Origin of the sequence: Nocardioides marinus (assembly GCF_013408145.1) — a bacterium.
Lineage (GTDB): Bacteria > Actinomycetota > Actinomycetes > Propionibacteriales > Nocardioidaceae > Nocardioides > Nocardioides marinus.
The window spans coordinates 801,971-819,123 of record NZ_JACBZI010000001.1; the positions used below are offsets into that span (position 1 = coordinate 801,971).

General features: G+C 71.4%; 19 protein-coding genes. 12 read left to right on the top strand and 7 right to left on the bottom strand.

Annotation, left to right across the window (positions count from 1 at the left end):
• Positions 1 to 18: 18 nt before the first annotated feature.
• Positions 19 to 525: a GtrA family protein gene (locus BKA05_RS03845; RefSeq protein ID WP_179530253.1), complete on the top strand. Its 507-nt coding sequence runs from the start codon at positions 19 to 21 to the stop codon at positions 523 to 525.
• Here the strand turns inward: BKA05_RS03845 and BKA05_RS03850 are convergent.
• The gene (locus BKA05_RS03850; protein WP_179530254.1) at positions 449 to 1,054 is read right to left on the bottom strand and encodes a Maf family nucleotide pyrophosphatase; all 606 of its coding nucleotides are present in this window, start codon (positions 1,052 to 1,054) and stop codon (positions 449 to 451) included. The two genes, BKA05_RS03845 and BKA05_RS03850, sit on opposite strands and share 77 nt — an antisense overlap.
• Positions 1,055 to 1,083: 29 nt before the next feature.
• Between BKA05_RS03850 and BKA05_RS03855 the strand changes: the two genes are divergently transcribed.
• Together BKA05_RS03855 and BKA05_RS03860 are read left to right on the top strand one after the other, a co-directional pair.
• The gene (locus tag BKA05_RS03855; RefSeq protein WP_179530255.1) at positions 1,084 to 2,106 is read left to right on the top strand and encodes a glycoside hydrolase family 6 protein; all 1,023 of its coding nucleotides are present in this window, start codon (positions 1,084 to 1,086) and stop codon (positions 2,104 to 2,106) included.
• Between the two features lie 27 nt (positions 2,107 to 2,133).
• Positions 2,134 to 3,165 (top strand): response regulator transcription factor, encoded by a 1,032-nt coding sequence (locus BKA05_RS03860; protein ID WP_179530256.1) that lies wholly within the window; start codon positions 2,134 to 2,136, stop codon positions 3,163 to 3,165.
• A gap of 137 nt (positions 3,166 to 3,302) precedes the next feature.
• Here the strand turns inward: BKA05_RS03860 and BKA05_RS03865 are convergent, their stop codons facing one another.
• The 4 genes from BKA05_RS03865 to BKA05_RS03880 all read right to left on the bottom strand — a co-directional run bounded on the left by BKA05_RS03865 (position 3,303) and on the right by BKA05_RS03880 (position 7,472).
• Positions 3,303 to 4,031, bottom strand: coding sequence for a hypothetical protein (locus BKA05_RS03865; protein ID WP_179530257.1), 729 nt, complete (start codon positions 4,029 to 4,031; stop codon positions 3,303 to 3,305).
• Positions 4,028 to 5,527: a glycosyltransferase family 2 protein gene (locus BKA05_RS03870; RefSeq protein ID WP_179530258.1), complete on the bottom strand. Its 1,500-nt coding sequence runs from the start codon at positions 5,525 to 5,527 to the stop codon at positions 4,028 to 4,030. Before BKA05_RS03870 ends, BKA05_RS03865 begins: the two co-directional genes overlap by 4 nt.
• Before the next feature lie 125 nt (positions 5,528 to 5,652).
• Positions 5,653 to 5,868: an acyl-CoA carboxylase epsilon subunit gene (locus tag BKA05_RS03875; RefSeq protein WP_179530259.1), complete on the bottom strand. Its 216-nt coding sequence runs from the start codon at positions 5,866 to 5,868 to the stop codon at positions 5,653 to 5,655.
• Positions 5,865 to 7,472, bottom strand: a complete 1,608-nt coding sequence (locus tag BKA05_RS03880; RefSeq protein ID WP_179530260.1) for a carboxyl transferase domain-containing protein — start codon at positions 7,470 to 7,472, stop codon at positions 5,865 to 5,867. The genes BKA05_RS03875 and BKA05_RS03880 overlap by 4 nt, the downstream gene beginning before the upstream one ends.
• A gap of 52 nt (positions 7,473 to 7,524) precedes the next feature.
• Here BKA05_RS03880 and BKA05_RS03885 point away from each other — a divergent pair, with 52 nt between their 5' ends.
• From BKA05_RS03885 to BKA05_RS03925, 9 genes are all read left to right on the top strand, one after another.
• Positions 7,525 to 8,343 carry a biotin--[acetyl-CoA-carboxylase] ligase gene (locus BKA05_RS03885; protein ID WP_343045509.1) on the top strand — a complete coding sequence of 273 codons (819 nt, stop codon included), beginning with the start codon at positions 7,525 to 7,527 and terminating at the stop codon, positions 8,341 to 8,343.
• Between the two features lie 36 nt (positions 8,344 to 8,379).
• On the top strand, positions 8,380 to 8,892 hold the full coding sequence (locus BKA05_RS03890; RefSeq protein ID WP_179530261.1) for a PH domain-containing protein: 513 nt from the start codon (positions 8,380 to 8,382) through the stop codon (positions 8,890 to 8,892).
• A 46-nt stretch (positions 8,893 to 8,938) separates the two neighbouring features.
• Complete coding sequence (locus tag BKA05_RS03895) at positions 8,939 to 9,916, top strand: adenylate/guanylate cyclase domain-containing protein (protein WP_179530262.1); 978 nt, start codon at positions 8,939 to 8,941, stop codon at positions 9,914 to 9,916.
• A gap of 263 nt (positions 9,917 to 10,179) precedes the next feature.
• The gene (locus tag BKA05_RS19965) at positions 10,180 to 10,491 is read left to right on the top strand and encodes a winged helix-turn-helix domain-containing protein (RefSeq protein WP_179530263.1); all 312 of its coding nucleotides are present in this window, start codon (positions 10,180 to 10,182) and stop codon (positions 10,489 to 10,491) included.
• 43 nt (positions 10,492 to 10,534) lie between these two features.
• A complete protein-coding gene (locus BKA05_RS03905) occupies positions 10,535 to 11,698 on the top strand; it encodes a 5-(carboxyamino)imidazole ribonucleotide synthase (protein WP_179530264.1) in 1,164 nt (387 codons plus the stop codon).
• 1 nt (position 11,699) lies between these two features.
• A complete protein-coding gene (gene purE / locus BKA05_RS03910; RefSeq protein WP_179530265.1) occupies positions 11,700 to 12,242 on the top strand; it encodes a 5-(carboxyamino)imidazole ribonucleotide mutase in 543 nt (180 codons plus the stop codon).
• Positions 12,243 to 12,258: 16 nt separating this feature from the next.
• Positions 12,259 to 13,464: a heparan-alpha-glucosaminide N-acetyltransferase domain-containing protein gene (locus BKA05_RS03915; protein ID WP_179530266.1), complete on the top strand. Its 1,206-nt coding sequence runs from the start codon at positions 12,259 to 12,261 to the stop codon at positions 13,462 to 13,464.
• Between the two features lie 176 nt (positions 13,465 to 13,640).
• Entirely contained in the window at positions 13,641 to 14,189 is a 549-nt protein-coding gene (gene dps / locus BKA05_RS03920; protein ID WP_179530267.1) for a DNA starvation/stationary phase protection protein Dps, read from the top strand.
• Between the two features lie 66 nt (positions 14,190 to 14,255).
• Positions 14,256 to 15,062 (top strand): sigma-70 family RNA polymerase sigma factor, encoded by an 807-nt coding sequence (locus BKA05_RS03925; RefSeq protein WP_179530268.1) that lies wholly within the window; start codon positions 14,256 to 14,258, stop codon positions 15,060 to 15,062.
• Here BKA05_RS03925 and BKA05_RS03930 read toward each other — a convergent pair.
• Together BKA05_RS03930 and BKA05_RS19970 are read right to left on the bottom strand one after the other, a co-directional pair.
• Positions 15,050 to 15,946 (bottom strand): crotonase/enoyl-CoA hydratase family protein, encoded by an 897-nt coding sequence (locus BKA05_RS03930; RefSeq protein ID WP_179530269.1) that lies wholly within the window; start codon positions 15,944 to 15,946, stop codon positions 15,050 to 15,052. The two genes, BKA05_RS03925 and BKA05_RS03930, sit on opposite strands and share 13 nt — an antisense overlap.
• Complete coding sequence (locus BKA05_RS19970; protein WP_179530270.1) at positions 15,943 to 17,130, bottom strand: LCP family protein; 1,188 nt, start codon at positions 17,128 to 17,130, stop codon at positions 15,943 to 15,945. Before BKA05_RS19970 ends, BKA05_RS03930 begins: the two co-directional genes overlap by 4 nt.
• Positions 17,131 to 17,153: the final 23 nt, after the last annotated feature.

Here is a 17,153-nt window from a genome sequence, read left to right on the forward strand (position 1 = left end):
CTGGGCGAGGATGAGCGGGTGAGCATCGGTCACGAGTTCAGCCGCTCGGCGGTGATCGGGACGCTGGCGTCCCTGGTGGCCGCGGGCCTGTTCAACTGGTTGGTGCACTGGGAGCCCGGCGGGTTCGGGGCCTGGTTGAACGGCTGGCCGGTCACGGCCTTCCTGCTCGCCAACAGCATCTCGATGCTGCTGACCTACCAGCTCAGCCGGGTCTGGGCCTTCCGGCACCGCGAGCCCACCGGCTTCCTCGGCGGCGCACCGCTGTTCTTCGCCATCAGCACCGCCAGCCTGGTGATCCCGGTCGCGTGCCTGTGGATCAGCCGCAACGTGCTGATGCTCGACTCCGCGGCCGCCGACAACGTCGCTGCCAACCTCGTCGGCCTGTTCCTGGGCTTCCTGACCCGGTTCGCGCTCTTCCGCCTGCTGGTCTTCCGCCCCGCCGACAGCCTCAGCGAGGAGGAGCCCACAGGTCGGTCCAACGATGACCGAGCTCCACGACCATCTCGCGCAGCACCGGGAGACTGACGCCCACGACGTTGTGGTGGTCGCCCTCGACACCCCGGACGAAGGCCCCGCCCAACCCGTCGACGGTGAAGGCACCGGCGACGTGCAGGGGCTCGCCCCGCGCGACGTACGCCGCGACCTCCTCGTCGTCCGGGGCGGCGAAGTGCACGGTGGTCGACGCGGTCACCGAGCGCTCCTGCCCGGTGGAGGTGTCGCGCAGGCAGTGCCCGGTGCGCAGCACGCCGCTGCGCCCGCGCATGGCCCGCCACCGCTCGACGGCCTCCTCGGGCGACGAGGGCTTGCCGAGCGCCCGGCCGTCCAGCTCCAGCACGGAGTCGCAGCCCAGGACCAGGGCGCCGGTCGGCACCTCGGGGCAGTCGAGGACCGCCCGGCACTTCAGCTCGGCGAGACCGACGGCGAGGTCGGCAGGCGGGAGGCCGTCCATGACGCTCTCGTCCACGCCGGAGACCACGACGACCGGGTCGAGACCGGCGCTGCGCAGGGTGGCGAGCCGGGCGGGCGAGGCGGAGGCGAGGACGAAGGACGGCACGGCAGGGACCGTACCGGCATCATGGGACCATGGCGCACGTGAGACGTGGGGAGCGCGGAGTCGTCAGGGTCCTGCTGGCCGTCGGGGTCGCGGTCGCGCTCGTCGTGGCCGGCATCCTCGTGGCGCGCGCGCAGCAGTGGGGCCCGTTCGAGGAGGCCGACCCCTCGACCCGCAACCTGTTCGCCGAGCGCGCGCAGTACGTCGACCCGCTCAACCGCACCCGTCGGGCAGCCGACCAGCTGCGCGCCGACGGTCGGGCCGACGACGCCGACCTCCTGATGCGGATGGCAGCCGTCCCCTCGGGCATCTGGCTGACCCCCGAGCAGTTCCCGCCGGGGGTCGTCGGTGAGTACGTCGCCGGCCTCGTGGCCACCACCGAGGAGGCCGACGAGCTGCCGCTCCTGGTGCTCTACGGCATCCCGGGGCGCGACTGCAGCGGTGGTTTCTCGGCGGGCGGGTTGGACGAGGAGTCCTACCGCCCCTGGGTCCAGGAGGTGGCCGACGCGATCCTCACGGCGGAGGCGACGGCGGTGGTCGTCGTGGAGCCGGACGCCCTGGCCTCCGCGCCGGAGTGCGGGGTGGTCGACCAGCGGGTGCGCCTGGTGGGCGAGGCGGTCGACGTCCTGGCGACGGCGGGGATCACGACCTACGTCGACGCCGGTCACTCCGACTGGGTCTCTGTCCGTCCGATGGCGCGGATGCTCCAGGACGCGGGCATCGACCGTGTCCGCGGCTTCAGCACCAACGTGTCGAACTACCAGACCGACGCCGACGAGCTGGTCTTCGCCGAGCGGCTCAGCGCCCAGATCGGAGGGACGCACTGGGTCACCGACCGCGGCCGCAACGGCAACGGCGCCACCGAGATCTGGTGCAACCCCGACGGTCGGGCCCTCGGCAAGCTGCCGGGCTTCGTCGACGGCGGCACCGGGCTCGACGCCTACCTGTGGGTCAAGCCGCCCGCCGAGTCCGACGGCACCTGCAACGAGGGACCGCCCGCGGGGGAGGTCTACCTCGACCAGGCCGTCGAGCTTGCCCGTGCCGCCGGTTGGTGATCCTTAACCTGCTATAGGCTCCTGCGCATGGAAGGTGCCGACTGGACCGCAGTCATCATCGAGGACGATCCCGACGTCCGGGATCTCATCGACCTCGTGCTCAGCCAGTCGGGGTTCCGCACCATCCTGGCCGAGGACGGTCTCGAGGGCGTCGACGCGGTGCGCACGCACAACCCGCTGATCACGACCCTGGACGTCAACATGCCGGGCATGGACGGCTTCGCGGTCGCCAAGAGGTTGCGCGAGTTCAGCAACACCTACCTCATCTTCATCACCGCGCTGGGTGACGAGATCGACGTGGTGACCGGCTTCGAGGCCGGCGCCGACGACTACCTCGTCAAGCCGTTCCGGCCCCGTGAGCTGCGAGCCCGCGCCGACTCGATGCTGCGACGCCCGCGCGGTCGCTCGGACGTCGCCGCGGCCGCCTCCCCGGCCGCTCCGCCCTCGCCGCCCGTGGAGGAGACCTGGGCCCAGAAGGCGGCCCGGCAGTTCGCCGACGAGACACCCCGGGGTGGCTCGCACGCCGGTCGACCGGTCGACCCGGCGCCGCCGGCTCCCTCCCAGCCGCCGACCTACCAGCAGGCTCCCGTCCAGCCGGCTCCGGTCCAGCCGGCTCCGGTCCAGCCGGCTCCGGTCCAGCAGCCGGTCGCCCAGCAGACCTACCTCCAGCCGGTGCCTGGCCAGCCGGTGCCGCCGGTGGCCGCCGCTCCGGGCGGGCCGGCGGCTGATGGGGCCTGGATCCGCTTCAACGGCCTGGCGCTGAACAACGACACCCGGATCGTCACCGTCGACGGGGGCTCGGTCGAGCTCACGCGCACCGAGTTCGACCTGCTGGCCTCCCTGCTCAGCACCGGTCGACGCGTGCGCTCCAAGGCTGACCTCGTGCTCACGATGCGCGGGCAGCAGTACGTCACGTCGTACTTCGTCAACGAGGCCGACAAGCGCTCGGTGGAGGTGCACGTGGCCAACCTGCGCCGCAAGATCGGCGACGACTCGACGAACCCGAAGTTCATCGAGACCGTGCGGGGCGTGGGCTACCGGTTGGCCGAGTCGCTCTGACCTGATCGAAGGTTCCGCCGTCGCGTCGAGTTGCCTCCGCTTCGGTCAGTGGTGTCTCGACACGCACGTCGCGACCTCGCAGGCTCGGTCGCGGTGCTCGCTCGACCCGAATTGATCGCGCCGGCTCCGCCGTCGCGTCAATTCGCGTTGATCGGGATCTCGGCGACCTCGGTCTTCTCCTCGGACTCGAAGATCGCGATCGGGACCGTCTGCTTCACCTCGCGCTGGACGTACTGCGAGCCGCCGGCCTCGGTCTGGATCCACACGGTCGCGGTGAACATCAGGTCGATGCCCCTGGTGTCGAGCGAGGTCGGCTTGATCGCCTGGTTGCGCAGCTCGAAGGCGCCCTTGGGCGAGGTGATGAGCATGCCGTACTTGGTCGACAGCGGCTCGGGGTCGAAGGTGATGTTCCTGGCGATGGCGTTGAGCTGGTAGGGCTTCTGGGTCTTGCCGCCACCGCTGGTGATCGTGCGCGAGGTGACCTTGATCTTCTGCAGGTAGACCTTGCGCTTGGTGCGGAAGGGGTCGCGCAGGTCGCGCGCCAGGTCGTAGGCCTGGAAGGTGAAGGAGAAGTACTTCTTGCCGCGGGGGTACCACTCGTTGGTGCGCGGCGTGGACTTGGTCGGGTAGAGGGTGTAGACGAAGTCGATGTCCTGCGCGCCGTCGACGGAGATGTGGCTCTGGAACGTGCCGTCGCGGGTGAACTGGGAGTCGTAGACGCGCTCCAGGGCGGGCTCGGTCTCGGCGGGGGTCGGCTCGCTGCCGCCGTTGTCCAGCAGGCCGCACCCGGCCAGGGAGAGCGAGGCGGCCAGCGCGAGCGCGACGGTCCGCGAGGCCGACCGGCCCCGCGTGGAGCGGTGACTCATGCCTTGTACCCCTTGTAGCGCTTGCTCGCCTTGATGATCATCCAGGCAGTCTGCAGGATCGTGAGCACCCCGAGCACCCGCCACCCCACGTAGAGGACGTCGGACTTCAGGTCCACGCTCCACGGCCCGAACTCCCAGCCGGCCACCAGCGCGGCGTAGATCGCGCCCGCGATGGCGAAGGGGTAGATCCAGGCCGAGCCCTTGCCGCGCTCGGCCTTGGCCTGGGCGGCCCAGTTGTCCGACTGCTGGTTGGTGAAGAACTTCCACCACGCGCGGACGAAGTGCCCCATCCGCGTGAACATGTACAGCTCAGCCGGGAAGATCAGCAGCACGAAGAGGTAGTCGCGCTTGTTGCGGAACTCCATCGAGTGCGCCACCCGGAAGTTCAGCCACACCGCGGCCAGCGGCGGGATGAGCCACAGCGGGCTGAAGACGAAGGCGTCGAAGAGCAGCGACCACGCCAGCAGCACCATGAACAGGAACCGGGTCGTCATGTTCTGCACCATCGAGAGGTGCTCGAACCAGCGCAGCCGCAGGTTGGGGTGGAAGGGCTGCCCGCGGGTGTCGCCGCGCTGGCCGGGCCACATCAGGTCGATCGCGCCGAAGTTCCACTTGACCTGCTGGGCGTCCAGGGAGCGCAGCGTGTTCATGCCGCCCACGTGGGCGCGGGCCCGCGCGGAGATCTTGGTGAGGTAGCCCGCGGACTTGATCTGCAGCGAGAGCAGCGAGTCCTCGACCTCGGAGTCGCTCACCCAGGGGGTGCGCTGGTGGCTGTCGCGCATCACGTCACGCAGTGCCTGGGTCGAGAAGATGGAGAATTGCCCACCGAGGACGGCCATGTTGCGGCCCTTGAGGAGGTTCTGCATGTTGAAGGCCGAGAACTGGGCGCGCTGCCCGGCGATGAGGAACTTCTCCATCCAACTGCTCAGTGCGCTGTCGTCGATGGAGTAGACCGCGGAGATTCCCCCGATCCGGTCGTCGCTGGCGATCTCGTCGACGAGGTGCTGGATGGCGTCCGGCTCGGGCGTGGTGTCGCCGTCGACGCCGAGGAGGTAGTCCATGTGCTCGACGAGGGAGTAGCCGTAGTTGAGCGCCCCGACCTTCTTGTCGGGGTTCTTGCCGATGTCGTGGACGTAGATCGTGGTGTGCTGCTCGCCGCTGGGGGTCATCCGGGTGTGCGGGCCCGCGTAGTGGCTGGCGATCTCGACCGACTCGTCCGAGGTGTTGTTGACGATCAGGTGGATGACGTCGGGCAGGCGGGTCTGCTGGAGCAGGGAGTCCAGCACGCCGGCGATCGTCTCGGCCTCGTTGTAGGCGGGGATGATGCAGCCGACGGTGGGGCGGTAGGTCGGGATCGAGTCGAGCCCGTCCATGAACTCGTCGGCGTAGGCCTCCATGCCCGGGTCGGCCCGACGGACGTAGTCGGGCACGGCGGGCGTCGCCGCCGGGGGTGCCCAGGACTGCGGGTGGGGGTCCAGCCGGGTGTCGTCGCTCATCGTCTCTCCCATGTGTGGCGCCCTGTCGGCGTCTCACCACCAGTCTGGGGAGTCGACCTCAAGACCGCCCCTGCGATTGCTCAAGATTTCCGCAGGAGTTCCTGGGGGGATGCTAGTGGACGTGGTCAGTGAGGGAGGCCACTTGCCCGCCACGCACCGACACCGTGCGGGAGCGTGCGTCGCACCTGGCGGTGCGGGGCCGCCCACTCCGAGCGCCGCGGGGGCGGGGCGGGCTCGTCCCCGCCGAGGGCGGAGAGGACGGCCACGACGGCCGCCACCTCCTCCGGCGTCGCGTCGGGGTTGACGACCCGCAGCAGGGGGGCCTGGTCCTGGCTGCTCACAGCGGGATGTTCCCGTGCTTCTTGGCCGGCAGCGAGGCCCGCTTGGTCTTGAGCAGGCGCAGTGCGCGGATGACCTCGACCCGGGTCTCGTGCGGCTGGATGACGGCGTCGATGTAGCCGCGCTCGGCCGCGATGTAGGGGTTGGCCAGCGTCGTCTCGTACTCGTCGATGAGCTCGGCCCGCTTGGCCTCGACGTCGCCACCCTCGGCCTGGATGGCGGCCAGGGTCTTGCGGTGCACGATGTTGGCCGCGCCCTGGGCGCCCATGACGGCGATCTGGGCGGTGGGCCAGGCGACGTTGATGTCGGCCCCGAGGTGCTTGGAGCCCATGACGTCGTAGGCGCCGCCGTAGGCCTTGCGGGTGATGACGGTGACCAGTGGGACGGTGGCCTCGGAGTAGGCGTAGATGAGCTTCGCCCCGCGGCGGATGATGCCGTTCCACTCCTGGTCGGTGCCGGGCAGGAAGCCGGGCACGTCGACCAACGTCAGGACGGGGATGTTGAAGGCGTCGCAGAACCGCACGAACCGGGCGGCCTTCTCCGAGGCGTCGATGTCGAGGGTGCCGGCGAACTGCATCGGCTGGTTGGCCACGACGCCGACGGGGGAGCCCTCGACGCGGCCGTAGCCGATGATCAGGTTGGGGGCGAAGAGCTCCTGGACCTCGAGGAACTCGCCGTCGTCGACGATCGAGGCGATGACGTCGTGCATGTCGTAGGGCTGGTTCGCGCCGTCGGGGATGATCGTGTCGAGGGCGCGGTCCTCGTCGGTGATCTCCATGACGGGGTCCTCGACGAAGGTCGGGAGCTCGTCGAGGTTGTTCTGCGGGAGGTAGGACAGCAGCGCCTTGACGTACTCGATCGCGTCCTCCTCGTCCGATCCCATGTAGTGGGCGTTGCCGGACTTGGTGTTGTGCGTGCGCGCGCCGCCGAGCTCCTCCATCGTGACGTCCTCGCCGGTGACGGTCTTGATGACGTCGGGGCCGGTGATGAACATCGCCGAGGTCTGGTCGACCATCACGGTGAAGTCGGTGACGGCGGGGGAGTAGACGTGCCCACCGGCGCAGTTGCCCATGATCATCGAGATCTGCGGGATGACGCCCGAGGCGTGCACGTTGCGGCGGAAGATCTCGCCGTACAGACCCAGGGACACCACGCCCTCCTGGATGCGGGCGCCGGCACCCTCGTTGATGCCGATGATGGGGCAGCCGGTCTTGATCGCGAGGTCCATGACCTTGACGATCTTCTCGCCGTAGACCTCGCCCAGCGAGCCGCCGAAGACGGTGAAGTCCTGGGAGAACACGCAGACCTGGCGACCGTCGATGGTGCCGTAGCCGGTGACGACCCCGTCGCCGTAGGGACGGGTCTTCTCCAGGCCGAAGGCGGTCGAGCGGTGTCGGGCCAGCTCGTCGAGCTCGACGAAGGAGCCCTCGTCGAAGAGCATCTCGATCCGCTCGCGCGCGGTCTTGCGACCCTTGGCGTGCTGCTTCTCGACCGCCTTGGCCGATCCGGCGTGCACGGCCTCGTCGAGCCGACGGTCCAGGTCGGCCAGCTTGCCGGCCGTGGTGTGGATGTCGGGCTCGGGGCTCTGGTCCGGCGCTGCGCTCACAGGTGCGACTCTCCTCTGGTCCGTCGGTGCGTCGTACGCCAATCTAGTGCCCGTGACCGACCTCTCCGAGCAGCGCCCACCTGTCGACAACCCGCTCGACCCCGTCGCCCTCGCCGAGCTGGGCGTCGAGGTGCTGCCGCTGACGCCCTCGACCAACGCGGTGCTGGCCGAACGGGCGCGTTCCGGGGCGCCCGAGGGGCTGGTGGTCGCGACCGAGCACCAGACCGCGGGGCGGGGCCGGCTGGACCGCACCTGGGAGACACCGGCGGGCACGGCGCTCACCTTCTCGACGCTGCTGCGGCCCCAGGTCCCGCCGGCCACGTGGCCGTGGCTGCCGTTGCTCACGGGGTACGCCGTGGCCAAGTCGCTGGCGGCCGCGGGGTTCGCCGCGGTGCTGAAGTGGCCCAACGACGTGCTGATCGGCGACCGCAAGGTCGCCGGCATCCTGGTCGAGCGCGTGGAGACCCCGGACGGCCCCGCCGCCGTCGTCGGCATCGGGCTCAACGTCCTGCTGCCGGCCGAGCAGCTCCCGGTGCCCACGGCGACCTCCCTGCTGGTGGAGTCCGCGGGCCTCGGGCACCCGGTCCCCGACCGCACGGTGCTGCTGGCGTCCCTGGTCCAGACCCTGCTGGAGACCTACGGTGCCTGGCAGGAGGGGGTCGAGGACGGGGCGGTGGCACGGTTGCGGGAGTCCTACATGCGGGTCTGCGACACCGTCGGCCGGGACGTGGAGGTGTCGCTCCCCGGCGCCGAGCGCCTGGTGGGGCGCGCGAGCGGCATCGACGAGCACGGCCGGCTGGTCGTCGCCCCGGCCGCCGGGCCCGAGGTCCCGGTGGGCGCCGGGGACGTCGTCCACGTCCGTCCCGCCTGATCGCCGCTCCCCGCGAAGAGGTGACATGATCGGCGGGTGGCCATCTCACGCACGCTGCTGAGCGAGGGGGAGCAGGTCGTGGTCTCGACCCGCACCCACCCCAAGGCGTTGCTGCTGCCCGTCCTCGCGCTGGTGCTGCTGCTCGCGCTCGGGACCTTCGTGGAGACCCGTGTCGACGGCGACGCCCGGCTGCTGGCGTGGGTCGTGTGGGCAGTCGTCGCCGTCGGGGTGCTCTGGCTGTTCGTCTGGCCGCTGCTGACCTGGCTGGTCGGGCACTACACGATCACCGACCGACGCATCCTGACGCGCACCGGTGTGCTGACCCGTCGCGGCCACGACATCCCGCTGTCCCGGATCAGCGACGTGCAGGTCGAGCGGCACCTCACCGACCGGCTGCTGGGCTGCGGGACGCTCATCATCGGGGACGCGAGCCCCGACGGGGCGGTCGCGCTCCCCGACATCCCGAAGGTGCGCGAGGCCCAGGCGCGGCTCAACGACCTGCTGCACGCGTTGCACTCCCGGGGTGGTCGTGGTGACGGGGGAGCCTGAGCCCGGCCCCTCGACCGGCCCCTCGACCGGTTCTGTAGCGGGCCCGATGCCGGGGCCGCAGCCGGGGAACCTCGAGCAGGCGATCCTCGGCGGTCTTCCCGAGCTGACGGCGCCCGAGCTGGCCGCCGCGGCCGGTGTGACCGCCGAGCAGGCGCGCCGGCTCTGGCGCGCCCTGGGCTTCCCGGAGTACCCCGACGACATCCCGGCCTTCCTGGCGGCCGACGCCGACGCGATGGGGCTGCTGGGGGAGGTCATGGAGGCCGGGGTCCTCGACATGGACCTGGCCGTCAACCTGATCCGGGCGCTGGGCCAGACGATGGCGCGGCTCGCCGACTGGGAGATCTCGTCGCTGACCCAGCGGGTGGAGGAGATGACCGCCGAGGGGGGCGGACGCACGCGGATCGAGACGGCCGTGGCCTTGGTGGAGCAGTTCTCCCGGCCCTTCGAGGAGCTGCTGATCTATGCGTGGCGCCGACACCTGGCTGCGGCGGCCGGGCGTATCGAGGCCCTCGCCCACCAGGACGACGAGGACCTTCACGTCACGGACCTGACGGTGGGGTTCGCCGACATCGTCGGCTTCACCGCGCTGTCGAACACGCTGACCGAGGACCGGATCGGCGACCTGGTCGAGCTGTTCGAGATGCGCTGTGCCGACGTCGTGGCCACGCAACGCGGCCGGGTGATCAAGAGCATCGGTGACTCCGTGCTGTTCGTGAACGACGACCCCGTCCGGGCCTACGACACCGCCGAGGGCATCATCCAGGTCATCGGGCGCGACCCGCGGATGCCCGACGTGCGGGTGGGCCTGGCCAGCGGCTCGGTGGTCATGCGGCTCGGTGACGTGTTCGGCCCGCCGGTGAACATGGCAGCGCGCCTGACCAACGTCGCGCGTCGCAACCGGATCATCATCGACTCCGGCACCGCCAGCCGGCTTCCGGCCGACCAGTTCGAGACCCGACGGATGGCCGCCCGACCCGTGCGCGGGTTCGGGATCGTGGAGCCCGTCGCCGTCCGGCGGCACTGAGTCGGGGCGTCACACGGTCTGGACCGCCCGGGGGGATGGCCCCAGGCAAGTGACAGAAGTCTCTGTCAATGCCGGTCACCTCGCTCGGTCACACGACCCGATCCTCCCGCGGGCGGCCCGGCCCATCTGCGGCGCGGGGTGACCGGATGGTGCCGAGGTTGTGAAGGGGCCGTGAAGGCCCCCCGACAACTGGCAGGAAGAGGTCACTGTCAAAGACGGCCAAACCCCTACCGGGGACGCATTTTGCTTTTTACGATGGGCGGGTGATCAAGGTCCAGGAAATCAGCATCGATCCCACCACCCGCCGCGCCTGGCGTGCCGGAGAGGAGATCACGCTGTCGCGCAAGGAGTTCGACCTGGTCCACGCCCTCATCAGCCGGGCCGGCGACATCGTGACGCGCGAGGAGCTGATGCGCGACGTGTGGCACACCTCCTTCTGGACCTCCTCCAAGACCATCGACGTCCACCTCGGCTGGGTCCGCCGCAAGCTCGGCGACGACTCCCGCCGTCCCCACCTGATCACCACCATCCGCGGCAAGGGCCTGCGCTTCGAGAAGTCCTCGCCGGCGGCCTGACCCCACGGCACGCCCGACCCCCGGACGGCCCTAGGCTGAGCCGGTGCCCGAGTCCCACGCGCCCACCCTCGCCGTCATCGGGGGCGGTCAGCTCGCCCGGATGATGGCCCAGCCGGCCATCGCCCTTGGCCTCCCGCTGCGACTGCTCGCCGAGGCCGAGGGTGTCTCCGCCGCCCAGGTCGTCGTCGACCAGCTCGTCGGTGACTACACCGACCTGCCCACCCTGCGCCGGGTGACCGACGGCTGCCCGGTGGTCACCTTCGACCACGAGCACGTCCCGACCGAGCACCTCCACGCCCTCGAGGCCGACGGGGTCGCCGTGCGTCCCGGCCCCGACGCCCTGGTCCACGCCCAGGACAAGGCGGTGATGCGGCGGAGGCTGGCCGAGCTCGGCATCCCCTGCCCGCGCAACGCGGTCGTCGCCGACGTCGAGGAGGTCGTCGCCTTCGGCTTCCCCTGCGTCCTGAAGACCACGCGCGGTGGCTACGACGGCAAGGGCGTCTGGGTGGTCCGCGGGCCCGAGGATTGCTCCGAGGCGTTCGCCGCCGCCGGTGCCGCCGGGGTCCAGGTGCTGGCCGAGGAGCTGGTCGACTTCCGACGCGAGCTCTCCGCACTGGTCGCGCGCTCGCCGAGCGGGCAGGCCGCGGCGTACCCGGTGGTCGCCTCCACGCAGCTCGACGGCATCTGCCACGAGGTCGTGGCCCCCGCGCCGGACCTCTCCGAGGAGCTCGCCGGCCGGGCCCAGCAGATCGCCCTGACCGTGGCGGGCGAGCTCGGGGTGACCGGCATCCTCGCGGTCGAGCTCTTCGAGACCTCCGACGGCCGGATCCTGGTCAACGAGCTGGCCATGCGGCCCCACAACACCGGTCACTGGACCCAGGACGGCGCGGTGACCTCCCAGTTCGAGAACCACCTGCGCGCGGTGATGGACCTGCCGCTGGGGTCCCCGGCGCCGCGGGCCCGGTGGACGGTCATGGTCAACATCCTCGGCGGACCGGATCCAGACGTCGGGCGGCTGTACGACGGCTACCCCCACGCCCTGGCCCGCGACCCGCAGCTGCGCGTCCACCTCTACGGCAAGCAGATGCGCCCCGGCCGCAAGGTCGGTCATGTCAACGCCTACGGCGACGACCTCGAGGACTGCCTGGAGCGGGCGCGGCACGCCGCCGCCTGGTTCCGCGGCGACCTCGGCAACGAGAGCGAGTGAGATGAGCGAGCAGGTCAGCGGCGCCGGGATCGGCCCCCGGGTCGGCATCGTCATGGGGTCGGACTCCGACTGGCCGGTCATGCGGGCCGCCGCCGAGGCGTGCCGGGAGTTCGACGTCGAGATAGAGGCCGACGTCGTCTCGGCCCACCGGATGCCGCACGAGATGCTGACCTACGGTGAGCAGGCCGCCGAGCGCGGCCTGTCGGTCATCATCGCCGGCGCCGGCGGCGCGGCCCACCTGCCCGGCATGCTGGCCGCGGTCACCCCGCTGCCGGTCATCGGGGTGCCCGTGCCACTGAAGTACCTCGACGGGATGGACTCCCTGCTCTCCATCGTGCAGATGCCGGCCGGCGTCCCCGTCGCGACCGTGGCCGTGGGCAACGCGCGCAACGCGGGGTTGCTCGCCGTCCGCATCCTCGCGGCCTCCGACCCGGCGCTGCGCGAGCGCATGGTGGCCTTCCAGGACTCACTGCGCGAGACCGCGCACGCCAAGGGCGAGGTCGTGCGCCGCGAGGCGCAGCCCGAGCGCCGCCTCGGCTTCTAGGTCTCCGGCGGTCCCTGTGGGCGTCGCGTCACCCAGGGCCGGGGCGCGGCTGCTCGGTCTCGACGCGGCGCGATTCCTGGCACTGCTCGGGATGATGGCCACCCACCTGCTGGCCACGCGCAGCGAGGCGGGGGAGCCCACCTGGGTCGCCGAGCTGTTCTCGGGCCGGGCCTCGGCGCTGTTCGCGCTGCTGGCCGGGGTGAGCCTGTCCCTCATGACGGGCGGCTCGCGTCCGGTGCGGGGGGAGGAGCGGGTCGCGCGGAGCGCCGGGCTGCTCGTGCGCGCCCTGGCCGTCGGAGTCGTCGGTCTCCTCCTCGGCGGCATCGACTCCGGCGTGGCGGTCATCCTGGTCAACTACGGGGTGCTGATGGCCCTCGGCGTCCTGGTCGTCGGCTGCTCGGCCCGGGTGCTCGCCGGGCTCGCACTCTCATCGGCGCTCCTCACCCCCGCGCTGCTGTGGTGGCTGCGACCCCACCTGCCTCCCCGGGGCTTCGACAGCCCCTCGCTCGAGGGACTGGAGCAGCCGGGTCGCCTCGTCTCCGAGGTGCTGGTCACCGGCTACTACCCGGTGCTCGTGTGGAGCGCCTACCTGCTGGCTGGCATGGCCCTGGGTCGCGTGGACCTGCGCGCGGTCCGCGGTCGCGTGCTCGGCGGCATCGCGCTGGCCGGAGCGGTCCTCGCCGTGACGGCGGAGGTCGCCTCCGACCGGTTGCTGGCACGTGCGGGAACCGTCGCGGCCCTCGACCGGGACCTGTGGCGGCTGGCCGGCCGGGACGACGCCGAGGCACTGGAGCGTCTGCACCGCGTCATCGACACCGGCCTCTACGGTCAGACCCCGGCCGACGGCGCGTGGCAGTGGATGCTGGTCGCGGCGCCGCACTCGAGCACCACCTTCGACCTGCTGCGCACCGGCGGCGCCGCCCTGGTGGTCGTGGCCGCCTGCGTGTGGGCGACCCGGTCGCTGGAGGGGTGGGTCCGACGTGCCGTGGCCGTGCTGACCGGCGCCGGGGCCATGACGCTGACGCTCTACACCCTGCACGTGCTGATGACCTCCGAGGTCCTGCCGCCCGCAGATGATCGCCAGGGGGCCGTGGTGCAGGCCGCGGTCGTCGTGGTGATCGGCGTCGCGATGGCCGCCACGGGCCGCCGCGGGCCGCTGGAGGGGCTGGTCGCCCTCGCGGCGCGAGGCACGCAGCGAGCGGTCCGTGGGCGGCCCGGGTAGGTCTGGGCAGGGCACGGTCTGGACCACCGAAGCGAGGATGCATCGGTCGACCCGAGCCGGGTACGGACGGGTGCGGCACTTCCGCTCGGGGAGGCCGGTGCTGCCCCCCACACGGCACCGGCCCCCTCCCCGGAAGGGTGGTATGACCCTGTTTTGCCGTGGGTACGTTCGAAACCATGGCTATCAACCTGAAGTACACGACCCCCGGTCTGGACGAGAAGGACGCCGTGCGCGTCGTCGAGCTGCTCCAGGACCGCCTCTACGCCGCCAACGACCTGCACCTCACGCTCAAGCACGTGCACTGGAACGTCGTCGGCCCGCACTTCATCGCCGTGCACGAGATGCTCGACCCGCAGGTGGAGGAGGTGCGCGGCTTCGCCGACGACCTCGCTGAGCGGATCGCGACGCTCGGTGGCTCGCCGGTCGGTACGCCGGCCGCGATCGTCGAGAACCGCTCGTGGGACGAGTACTCCATCGGTCGGGCGACCACCCAGGAGCACCTCGGTGCCCTGGACGTCGTCTACCAGGGTGTGATCACCAGCTACCGCGAGGCGATCAAGGAGCTCGGCGAGCTCGACCCGGTGACCGAGGACATGTTCATCGGTCAGACCGACAAGCTGGAGCTGTTCCACTGGTTCATCCGCGCCCACCTCGAGGACAAGAGCGGGGCGCTCGCCACCGACGGCGCCAGCTCCGAGGAGCAGGCGGCCAAGGCCGCGGGCTGAGGCAGGTCACACACGAGACTGCGGGAAACGCCCTCCCGGTCGCCCCGCCCGTGCCACGATCATCGGGTGGGGCACGACCGGGAGGGACTCGCCGCAGGGGTGGGCGACGCCAGGCGGCGCGCTGAGACCGCCCGGCTCCTCCTGCGCGCCCGTGCCTCCACGGGCGCCGCTCGGACGCGCTACGAGAACGAGGTCGTGGCGCTGAACCTCCCGGTGGCGCGCGACATCGCCCGCGGATACCGCAATCGCGGCATCGCCGACGACGACCTCGACCAGGTCGCCAGCCTGGGGCTGGTCAAGGCCGTGCGCGCCTTCGACCCCACGCTCGGCGACGACTTCCTCAGCTTCGCCGTGCCGACCCTGCGCGGGGAGCTGAGGCGTCACTTCCGCGACGCCGGGTGGACGGTGCGCCCCCCTCGCTCGGTGCAGGAGACCCAGGCGGCCGCGGTCTCGGCCGAGGCCGAGCTCTCCCAACGACTAGGGCGCCAGCCCGGCGTGGAGGAGATCGCCGCCCACCTGGGCCTGACGGTCACGCTGGTCCGCGACGCCCTCACCGCGGACGGGTGCTACGCACCGGTCTCGTTGGACGCCCCTCGCCCAGCCATGGAGGAGTCCCCGGTCGCGAGGCTGGGCGACGAGGACCCGGCCTTCGCCTCGACCGAGGCCCGCCTGGCCCTGCTGCCGCTGCTGGTCGGGCTCGGCGAGCGCGAGCGCACGATCGTGGGCATGCGCTTCTTCGACAACCGGACCCAGTCCGAGATCGGCGAGGCCGTCGGCGTCAGCCAGGAGCAGGTCTCCCGGCTGCTCGCCGGCATCCTGACGCGCCTGCGCGCGGCGATGGAGGAGCCCGCCCAGGCCCGTCAGGTCGGGTAGATCCGCGGGGCCTGCGAGGCCTTGCGCGTGAACCGCGGCGCACGCTTCTCGCGGAAGGCGGCCACGCCCTCCTTGCCGTCCCCGATCGAGGTCCAGTACATCGCCAGCGAGTCCGAGAGGTGCGCCTCCAGCGGGTGGCTGGCCGCACCGTTGCGGTAGACCATCTGCTTGGCCAGGGCCAGCGCCATCGGGGAGCGGTCCACCACGAAGGAGCGGGCGAGCTCCAGGGCCGCGGGGAGCAGGTCGTCGGGCTCGTGGACCGAGCGCAACAGGCCGCCCGCGAGCGCCTGGTCCGCGGTGAGGACCTGCGCGGAGTACATCCACTCCAGGGCCTGCTGCGGCCCGACGAGACGGGGCAGGAACCACGTCGAGCAGGCCTCCGGCACGATCCCCAGCCGGCCGAAGACGAAGCCGATCTTCGCGGTCGTGGAGGCCAGGCGCAGGTCCATGGCGAGGGTCATCGTGGCGCCGATGCCGACCGCCGGGCCGTTGATCGCGGCGATGACCGGCTTGGGCAGGGCGTGGATGGCCAGGGTGACCTTGCCGCCGGTGTCGCGGACGCCCGCGTCGTACGGCGGCTCGTCGTAGGCGGCCCGGAACTCCTCGGGCGTCGGTCGCACCGACTCGTCGAGCCCGAAGACGTTGCCCTCGGCCGAGAGGTCCATGCCCGCGCAGAAGGCCCGACCGGCGCCGGTGACGACGACGGCCCGCACGTCGTCGGCGCGCGCGTCGGTGCGGAAGACCTGCTCCAGCTCCCGCGCCATCGTGAGGTCGAAGGCGTTCAGGGCGTCGGGCCGCGTGAGGGTCAGCGTCGCGACGCCGTCGGCGTCCACCTCCCAGTCGAGGGTCTCGTAGGTCGTCTCGTGGGATTTCTGGGAGGTCATGAGGCCAATCCTGAGGGAGAGCAGAGCTGCTTGCCGATGCGGTCGGTGTCGTCGTCGATGATCGCCTGGAACATGCGCGGTGCCCGCTCGGCGTCCCACCGCACGGACAGGTCGCTGATCGGCACCCCGCAGGTCAGGCCGTCCTTGCCGTTGACGCGGGTCATCGCCATCGCCCACAGGCCGGCTCGCACCGGCGACATCCCCTTGCCGAACTCCACGGTGCGGGTCGCGGCCATGTTGAGGTTCCAGTAGCGCAGCGGGTTGAGCACCGACCAGGGCGAGAGCACCTCGGCCCCGACCGCGGAGACGACCTCGCGCTGGGCCTGGGCGCGCTGGATGTCCCCGAGCCCGGTGTAGAGCTTGCGGGAGCGGGCGTAGCCCAGCGCGGTCTTGCCGTCGGCCTCCTGGCAGCCCTTCTTCACCTTCAGGTTGGCCTGGGGGTCGTCCATGGCCATCTTGGGGCAGATCTCGATGCCCCCGACGGCGTCGACGAGGTCGACGAACCCGCCGATCCCGATCTCCACGTAGTGGTCGACCCGGATGCCGGTGTTCTGCTCGATGGTCTGCGTCAGGAGCTTGGGTCCGCCGAAGGCGTACGCCGCGTTGATCTTGGTCGTGCCGTAGCCCGGCACCTCGACCAGCGAGTCGCGGGGGATCGACATCAGCAGGTTCGGCCCCGAGCCGGTGTGCAGCATCATGATCGTGTCGGTGCGCTGACCGGCGGCGTTGCCGGTGCCGAGCTCCTTGCGCTCCTCGGCGGAGAGCCCGGCCCGGGAGTCGCTGCCGACCATGAGGTACGTCGTGCCGGGCTGCTCGGCCGGCCGCTCACCCTTGGGCTCGAAGCCGGACTCGGAGATCTTCGTCCAGGCGTGGAACGGGGTGTAGACGAGGAAGATCAGCCACAGCACGAGCAGCAGCAGCAGGTACCGCAGCCGGAAGCGCGGTCGGCGCCGCGGACGACGCGCCGAGGGGGGCGTAGGGGCCAGCGGCGGGGTCGGCCGGGGCTGGGGCTGGGGTGAGGGCGTCGGCTGCGGCTGCTGGCGGGGCGCGCGAGGCTGCACCGGGATGCGGCGGGTGGCATCGGGGTCGGCGCCGGTGCCGTCGGCGGGACGACCCTGGGCGCCGTACAGCCAGTCGTAGGGCGGCTTCTCGCCATCGCCGCCGGTGGGGGGACGCTCCGTCATGGCCGGGACGCTACCGTGCGTGC

What these genes read in the sequence shown, in the direction of transcription:
- BKA05_RS03855 (WP_179530255.1), top strand. Translation starts at nt 1,084, where the DNA reads ATGGCGCACGTGAGACGTGGGGAGCGCGGAGTCGTCAGGGTCCTGCTG.
- BKA05_RS03860 (WP_179530256.1), top strand. Translation starts at nt 2,134, where the DNA reads ATGGAAGGTGCCGACTGGACCGCAGTCATCATCGAGGACGATCCCGAC.
- BKA05_RS03865 (WP_179530257.1), bottom strand. Translation starts at nt 4,031, where the DNA reads ATGAGTCACCGCTCCACGCGGGGCCGGTCGGCCTCGCGGACCGTCGCG.
- BKA05_RS03870 (WP_179530258.1), bottom strand. Translation starts at nt 5,527, where the DNA reads ATGAGCGACGACACCCGGCTGGACCCCCACCCGCAGTCCTGGGCACCC.
- BKA05_RS03895 (WP_179530262.1), top strand. Translation starts at nt 8,939, where the DNA reads ATGCCGGGGCCGCAGCCGGGGAACCTCGAGCAGGCGATCCTCGGCGGT.
- purE (WP_179530265.1), top strand. Translation starts at nt 11,700, where the DNA reads ATGAGCGAGCAGGTCAGCGGCGCCGGGATCGGCCCCCGGGTCGGCATC.
- dps (WP_179530267.1), top strand. Translation starts at nt 13,641, where the DNA reads ATGGCTATCAACCTGAAGTACACGACCCCCGGTCTGGACGAGAAGGAC.
- BKA05_RS03930 (WP_179530269.1), bottom strand. Translation starts at nt 15,946, where the DNA reads ATGACCTCCCAGAAATCCCACGAGACGACCTACGAGACCCTCGACTGG.
- BKA05_RS19970 (WP_179530270.1), bottom strand. Translation starts at nt 17,130, where the DNA reads ATGACGGAGCGTCCCCCCACCGGCGGCGATGGCGAGAAGCCGCCCTAC.